7 protein-coding genes are annotated in these 7,246 nt (G+C 63.9%); 1 reads left to right on the top strand and 6 read right to left on the bottom strand.

Annotated elements, in window-relative coordinates:
- The 4 genes from AB0873_RS31250 to AB0873_RS31235 all read right to left on the bottom strand — a co-directional run.
- The coding region (locus tag AB0873_RS31250) for a nucleotidyl transferase AbiEii/AbiGii toxin family protein (protein ID WP_366604292.1) at positions 1 to 377 on the bottom strand (377 nt) is incomplete at its 3' end.
- A 488-nt stretch (positions 378 to 865) separates the two neighbouring features.
- On the bottom strand, positions 866 to 1,552 hold the full coding sequence (locus AB0873_RS31245) for a GPP34 family phosphoprotein (RefSeq protein WP_196255782.1): 687 nt from the start codon (positions 1,550 to 1,552) through the stop codon (positions 866 to 868).
- 107 nt (positions 1,553 to 1,659) lie between these two features.
- On the bottom strand, positions 1,660 to 1,992 hold the full coding sequence (locus AB0873_RS31240) for a hypothetical protein (protein WP_366604290.1): 333 nt from the start codon (positions 1,990 to 1,992) through the stop codon (positions 1,660 to 1,662).
- A gap of 311 nt (positions 1,993 to 2,303) precedes the next feature.
- Positions 2,304 to 2,720, bottom strand: a complete 417-nt coding sequence (locus AB0873_RS31235) for a hypothetical protein (RefSeq protein ID WP_155329075.1) — start codon at positions 2,718 to 2,720, stop codon at positions 2,304 to 2,306.
- A gap of 1,862 nt (positions 2,721 to 4,582) precedes the next feature.
- Between AB0873_RS31235 and AB0873_RS31230 the strand changes: the two genes are divergently transcribed.
- Positions 4,583 to 4,864, top strand: coding sequence for a hypothetical protein (locus AB0873_RS31230; protein ID WP_366604288.1), 282 nt, complete (start codon positions 4,583 to 4,585; stop codon positions 4,862 to 4,864).
- Positions 4,865 to 4,921: 57 nt separating this feature from the next.
- Here the strand turns inward: AB0873_RS31230 and AB0873_RS31225 are convergent, their stop codons facing one another.
- Both AB0873_RS31225 and AB0873_RS31220 read right to left on the bottom strand, forming a co-directional pair.
- Positions 4,922 to 6,151 (bottom strand): glycosyltransferase 87 family protein, encoded by a 1,230-nt coding sequence (locus AB0873_RS31225; RefSeq protein WP_155329074.1) that lies wholly within the window; start codon positions 6,149 to 6,151, stop codon positions 4,922 to 4,924.
- A 256-nt stretch (positions 6,152 to 6,407) separates the two neighbouring features.
- Positions 6,408 to 6,815, bottom strand: a complete 408-nt coding sequence (locus AB0873_RS31220) for a hypothetical protein (RefSeq protein WP_366604286.1) — start codon at positions 6,813 to 6,815, stop codon at positions 6,408 to 6,410.
- Positions 6,816 to 7,246 lie beyond the last annotated feature (431 nt).

The raw sequence follows: 7,246 nt of genomic DNA, 5'->3' as shown, positions 1-7,246 counted from the left end.
CTCATCTTGTTCGCGACCGCATCGTCGGGGTGTAGGACCGGTCCGATCGCCATGAGGATCGGTTCGTTGGCACGCCGGTCCACGCCGAGTTCGACTTTGGAGATCCGCACTCCGTCGGTGACAGCCAGCCGGGCGACTGTGTCGTACTGCCGCTCGGTTTCGACGGTGAGGCCGTCGTCTCGGTAGGCGTGCACGACGGCGGCGACCGCGGCGGTGAACTCGTCGCGGCGGTCCCAGGCGGTGAACAGGTCAACGTCTTCGCTGGGCCGCTCCAGAAGTCCGGCGGCCTGAACCGCGTAGCCGCCGGCCAGCGCAAAGCCGTACCGGTCGGCCGCCCCGAGCCCGGTACGGGCGAGGCGTTCGTGGAAGGGATCCACCGCTACGCCCCGTTGCTGCGGGTCGCGGCGAGTTCGGGAAAGGCTTCCTCCCAGCGCTGGCGGAGCTAAGGCTTCCTCCCAGCCGTCGGTGATGCGAGCAGCCGAATACGCGGCCTGCACCTTGCGCAGCGGGAAGGTCTCGCCGTCGGCGACGGTGCGCTTGCCGGGGCGTCCCGTCGGCGGTGATCCCGTCGAGGTCCCCGCCGGTACGGTCGGCGAGCACCCGGACGTGCGGAACCTCCTTCCCTCGCTGGGCGAGCAGCGGCATCAGGTGGGGCAGCGGACCGAACCGGGCCTCGTCGCTCGGTGGGGGAGCGGGAAGCGGCTCGACCAGGGCGACCTCCCCGGCGCGGGCGAACAGCGCCAACCCGTATCTGCCCGGTCGAGTGGGCTGATCGCGGACGGCTCCCGTCGAGCGCGTCCAGGGTCGCCGGGTCGGACCCAGCCCGGCCAGTTCCTCCCGTCGCGAGGATCCGGTCGGTCTTGTGTCACCGCGCGTCGGTCGGCCATTCATCCAGATTCGCGGCGATCCTGCCAACCGTCGGGCCCCACGGCCCCACCCGCCTTTCATTGATCAGGTCCCGCAGCGCGCCAGCCGCCCACACTGACCGGCGCATCGCTGCGAACCGGCGGTCGACGTCCTGAGCCGGCAGGTCGGGAACCAGGTCGGAGCTCCAGCCCAACGCACTGACCAGTGCGCAGAGGGCGAGGGATGTCCGGTCGACAGCGGCAGCGTCAATCGCGGCACGCCTGAGGCGCTGGCGAGCTCCGATCACGGGGGAAGAATCGCCCAGGGAGGTCACTCGATAGCGGTCGACGGGAAGCAGTCGCAGCATTCTGCTCCGGGTCCTAATCAACTCCCCATCTTGTACAAGCTTCTCGAGCGTGCGGTCCCGAACATTCTTGGTCAGACGCACGACCCAGTCCCGCGGGCCACGGAGTCTTGCGTCCTGCGCGATATCACGGAGCGCGGCGTCGTCCAGTGTGTTGCCGGTCGGCTCCGAGTTCGTGACTACGACATTGCCGTCGATGTGGTCGATCTTCCCGGCCGTGGACAGGTCGGCGAGCAGCGCAGCCGCCAAGCCGAGGTCGAGGTCCTCCTGCGGGCCCCGCAAGATGCCGTCCTCGCTCAAAGCAAGCAATGCCAGGGCTTCAGCCAGCGACAGTGAAGTCACCGGGCGATAGTACCCTGGGCTCGACGACCAACAAATCCACCCTGAGCGCATCGAATTGCGCTGGGACCAACCTGAACAGGTCAGGTTGGTCCCAGGTCATGCAGCCCTTATGGCCGGCAGTCCGCTACCGTACGCAATACGTTCGAGTACTTGGTTGTCGTGCCCGAGGTGTGCTTCCAGACGGCCTTGGCGCGCCAGTCCCGCCAATCCATCGTGGTGTCCGCTCGGCAGGGAAGATCCTTGAAGGAGTACGACTTCTGGGAAGGCGTGGCGATTCCCGAAATCGTGACGCGAGTCTTGCCCACGTCACTCCAGCCGCCGATCGCGATCCTTGTCTGGAGCACGATCTCGGCTGACCGGATGGCGCGGTTCGGGCAGCTCGTGTAGCTCGCCGATCCCTTGATGTAGGCGCCATCCTTGATCGTGTATCCGATGTCCATCTTGGTGCCGCTACTGCAGTTGGTGGCCGCACTGGCCGGCTGGACCTGCCCTACGATCGCAATCCCGAACGCAAGTGCAAGTACGCTCAAGCGAGCAACAGTCTTTCGCACAGAAGATCCTCCCCGTTTTCGGAACGTGATCCGGTGGCCATCCTTCGCACCCAGGCGCCCGGATCAGGCTGATATCGGTCCGGTACTTCGGCATTCAAAGCGCAGTGCTACGACTGCCGTCCCTTGAAAGGCACCCCGTCGTACCCCGCGGAGTCTGCTTCCGCTGATCGGAAGCATGGTTGTGACCTGGGATTGGAGTGCTACTCGCACCGAACCGTGATCGAGTTCGAGCGCAACTCCGTCTTGCCGCCGTCCGAATGATGGAAGACCACAAAAGTGTCGTATCTGCTAGTGACGCTGCGGTTCTGGCAGATTCGATCCTTCGGCGAGAAGGAACGACTCGACGGCGTCGCAATTCTCTTGATCTCAACCTCGGTGGCAAACAGTCGGCCACCGTTCCTGCGGATCCAGATCTCGGCCCGTGAGATCGGCCTATCCGGGCAGCTTGTGTAGCTGGCCGAACCCTTGATGTATCCGCCGGAAAGAATGGTGTACCCAATGTCTGTCTGGGTGCCGTTGGCGCAACTGGCTGCCTGTGCCGGCGCCGATGGCACCAGAAGGAGCGCTGTTGCCAGGCTGCCGATGGCAGCCGCCGACTTGATCCGCGTCAGGTTCATATGATCCCTACTTGTGCACACGCCGTCGACGTGGCAGCGGGGGAATCGTCGACAGAATGTACAACAGGTCAGAGGATATATTCGCACCTTTGCACCTTCGCCCCCGCGCAGTTAGGAAGCTAACAGAGGGGGTCGATCGTGTCCAATAGGTAACTCCGAGTGATAAGCCTTGCCGAATCCAAGCGCTGGAGCGCCATCCGAGAAACAGGCAACGACATGCGCCGCCCGGCGAACCTTCCCCCCGACGGTCTGTACCGCGGCACCATCCACCGTTTGTGCTGGTCGGTCTGGCGGTGCCGAGGCCGGTCCGGATCAGAACGAGTCCACTGGGCCCGCAGGCTCGACCTCGACTTCATCATGAATGGCGGCGGCGGTACTAGGCGCCCGCAAAGGCTCCCGATCCGACTACGCTCCGTCACGACTTGCCGAGGGTCGGTTCTGGGCGTCGTAACCGGGGAAGCGTGCACACGGATGGGCTCCGGTGGTCCATCGTCGTGTCCGAGCTGGGGCGCCAAGCAGGTGTCCGGCGGAGGCTCGCCACGAGGGTGGGGACGCTGCGACCTGCGGGAGCGTGCCCATCCTGACCAACCATCGGCCACCAAGAGAATCAAGACCAGCTATCAGCCGGTCGCTCCTCGGCGTCGTCGGAGCAGGAGAGCCGCCGTCGGTACGTCGGTGCCGGTAGAGCCGTTATAGGAACGTAACCTACTACTCAGTGCGACATTCGTGCACCCGAATGCCAATAATGTCGGGGTCGAGGCCGAACTGCGATCTACACATCGTGACCATCTCTTGAAACCCCTTCGCGCTCGAGAGTCCTCGGGGCACACAGCTCAGATCCACGCTTGTACGGTCGGTATTCAGCGATGACGGCGGGCCCCCGGCACGGGCTCCGGGCCGTCAACGAAACTGAGGCGTCTGTATGCGGACGTTGGCGGAGAAGCAAGTAGCCGTGTAGGTGGCACCGGACCATTGCCAGCATTTCGTGGTCGAAGCCCAGAAGTATCTGCCCCAACCTGCGGGCCTGGCAGCCCCGACTATTTCTGCCCGGCCGCATTTGCAACGCACTCAGCCTGTCCGTGCCGCGATCCTCCACGGCAGGCGGCCACGGACATCCCTGGAGAGAAGCATGCCCAAAGGATTCCTCGTAGGAGCCACCGTGCTAGCCCTGATCCTTTCGGGGTTGGCTCCGTCAGCCAGCTCCGAGACCGAACCACGGGCAGGAATGGCGGACCCTCCCCCCTCCGACCTTCCTCGGGCGGAGCTGCGAGGGCTCCTGGAGGACGTGCCGGGTGCGGCGGGCTACCGGTACGACACGAAAGACAGCGCCGGACAAACAATGGACACGGTCAAGATCGTGCCCCGTCCGAGCGGTGGTTACCTGGCCTTCTACCACTCGTCGGTCGGTGGCTCTTTCCACGTCTCCGTCGCGACGTCCACCGACCTCGTCAACTGGACTTTCCGCAGGCAGTTCGGCGCCGGCTCCTCGCAACCAACGGTCGCGAGCGCGGGGAACGGGTTCGTGGTCGCCTGGGAGCAGGAGCCCTCGAACCATCTGGCGTTCCGCTACTTCCCCAGCGAGGAGGCACTCCTCACCGACGCGCCCGCACGGAGTTTCGACGCTCCTCTACGACTCTCGGCGTGTGCCGAAGGCACGCCGAACATCTACAGCGTCACTCTGGCGCCCGACATCGACCACTCAAAGGATCGAAGTCGGTGGCCATTACTTCGCCAACTGCGCCGTCGACAGGCAGCAGAGGCGAGTGCTTACGAACTTTTCGACCTGGACCACCAGCCGGCAAGGGAACTACGACAACGCCCTCCTGCACTGGGGTGTCCGAGGAAACATCGGAGACAGAGACGTGCTCCGCTTCCGCGGGTTCCACTATGGTGTCGTCGAAGGGCAGTACGCCAAGGGCGACTTCCGGTCGTGGAGGACGTTTCTCTACGACTACCAAACCGGGAACGCCGACCGGACGTCGATCAGAACCCATGGCGGTAGCACAGCCTTCGCCAATCCGACGGCCACCGTTCTGAGGGCTCCGGGCGGCAGGCCGGCGGCGGTGTTCACGCTCTTCATCCCGAGCGAGGGTGCCGCGCCCCGCGAAGCGGGCTCGCTGATCTATTTCCACTACCTAAAATGACAACGCGGGATCGTGCTGGGGGCACCCGCGTGACTGTGTCGCGCAGCGGAAACACCATCAGAGTCGGTCAGCGGCAACGGGCCCTGGTCGCTCAGACCGGCCGGGTCCACTAATGTCGGGCCGGCGTGGAAGACCGGCGGGCATGACCGGAAGGAAGAGAACCAGGGCGGCCGTCACGATCACGAGCAGGTTCTGGTTGACGAATGGGACGAGCGACTGGGCGAGGTGGACACCGTCCCAGCGACTGAAGCTCACGACCCCGCGCACCGACGCGGCGAAGGTGAGCAGGAGAGCCACTGTTGCCGCGAGGCGCGCACGGTGCGTCCCCCGAATGCTCTTTTCCAGTAGTACGAGCATCGCAGGGACCAGCCAGTAGATGTGATGAGGCCAGGTGATCGGGCTGATGAGGCCGCCGATGAGACCAACCAGAGCGATTGCTGCGAGGGAGTTCCCTGACTGCTGGGCCCGGTACGCCCGAAACAGGCCGATTGCGAGAAGCGCCGCCACGGACACCAGCCAGATGCCCCGGTTGGCGGTCTCCGGTGCCGCGACACGGCTCATCAATCCCAGGATCGATTGATTGCCGGGATACTCTAGTCCGCCAACGCGAGCCGTGTCCCAAAATGCGGATGTCCAATACTCGCGGGACGTGCTCGGTGAAGCGAGGAATGCAAGTAGTGTGGCAATGGCTGTGGTGGCGGTGGCAACGGCGGCTGCTCGCCACTGTTTCGCGATGAGTAGGTACAGGATGAAGATACCTGGTATCAACTTGATCGCGGTTGCGATGCCGATGAAAGCGCCGGCTGCGCGCCAGCCGCGAGGAACGGCGTAGCAGATGTCGAAGAGCACCAGACAGACCAGGGGCATGTTGATCTGGCCGAGGGTCAGGGTTTCCCTCATCGGTTCGATGAGTAGCGTGAGCGGTGCTACAAGGCCCGTCAAGATCAATACGGAAGCCGCAGCACGTTCCTTGATGACGCCTGAGAGGTTCAGCAGGCAGTAGACGGCACCGTAGGCCGCAATTACCGACAGCACGGCGAAAGCGACGGCCACGCCCGTGAAGGGAACGAATGCCATTGGGCGCATCACGAAGGCCGCGAACGGGGTGTAGGTGAAGTACAGTCGGCCCTGCAAGCGGTCTGGCACGGAAAACTCGTACAGCCTGTTCCCGTTCGACCACCAGGTCATGGCGTCATGATAGATATGCAGGTCGAAAAAGTCGTGCCGGTTGCCGTACCATAGGTAGAACAAGATCACCGCCACGGCGGCCAATGAATCCAGCAACACCAGGCGAGCCAGAAGCCACCGCTTGTGAGATGTGGGCACTAGCGCGCTTCTCCGTTCGACGCCATTCGTCGATCACCGATGACGCTTCCGGTGGTCGATATCGCTGTGGTAACCAACCTGAGCCCAGGCGAGGTCACAGCATAGCGCACGTCTGCTCGAGCGACGTGCCGCGTGGCGGCCACGCTCATCGCCCGCGTCGGGGCCAAGCAGTGCGGGCGGCCAACGAGGTTCCGCTGACCGCCCACGATCACTCAACCTACTCGCAGGTGCCTACCCGGACGTGGTTCGAGTTCTTGTTCGCCACCCGGGTGCCATTCTTGTAAGCGCTGATCCGGGTGTAGAACTCGTAACACGCTTTCCCGTCCAGGCTCCCGGTGTACAGGTCCGGAGCACTCCACGTCAGGGAGCCCCGGTTGCTGCGACAGGCCTTCGTCTTGTCCGAGTATCCGCTCCCGTTCCGCTTCCCCATGATCACAATGCAGACGTTGGTGTAGTCGCCATTGTTCGTCATGCTGCCCGAGCCCTTGACGTATCGCCCATCGACGATGGTGTGGCCGATGTCGATCCTGGAGTCCGCAGCTTGTGCCGGAGAGGCGGCCAGGACGCCGCCGGCTGCAATTCCCGCTGCCCAGATAACTGCCACGACCTTCTTGAGGGGTTTCACGTGCCACTCTCCCATAACTGAAGGGGTGTCGAAGTTGGCGCTTCGGCACTTTCGCACCAGTGCCATATGAGCGCTCGCCGATGCTAACGCGTGCGACGGATCCTGTCTGCCCCGTGAATCTCAGGCGGGGCTACCCTCGAAGCCCGATACGGCGCGGGCTTCTGCGTTTGACCTGGGCATTGTCCCGTGCGCAGGAATTTGATTCCGTCCGGGACGGAGCGAAAGCCCCGGCAAAGCTCCGATGATCGCCTCACATCCACCAGAGTTCGGTCGGGGTACGGGCGAGTTGACGTGGCTGTGGGACAAGGAGAGCCGAGATCCCAAGGGCCTCAGGATCTGAGCTTGATCTTTAACCTGTGCGCTGTTTACGTGCGGTGATGCTCAGGTCACGCTTGACGGTTTTACCGACGTCGTGGCGGGGTGCTGGTCTA

The organism is Micromonospora sp. NPDC047707 (genome assembly GCF_040704235.1).
Lineage (GTDB): Bacteria > Actinomycetota > Actinomycetes > Mycobacteriales > Micromonosporaceae > Micromonospora.
This window is presented reverse-complemented; position numbering and strand designations above follow the sequence as displayed.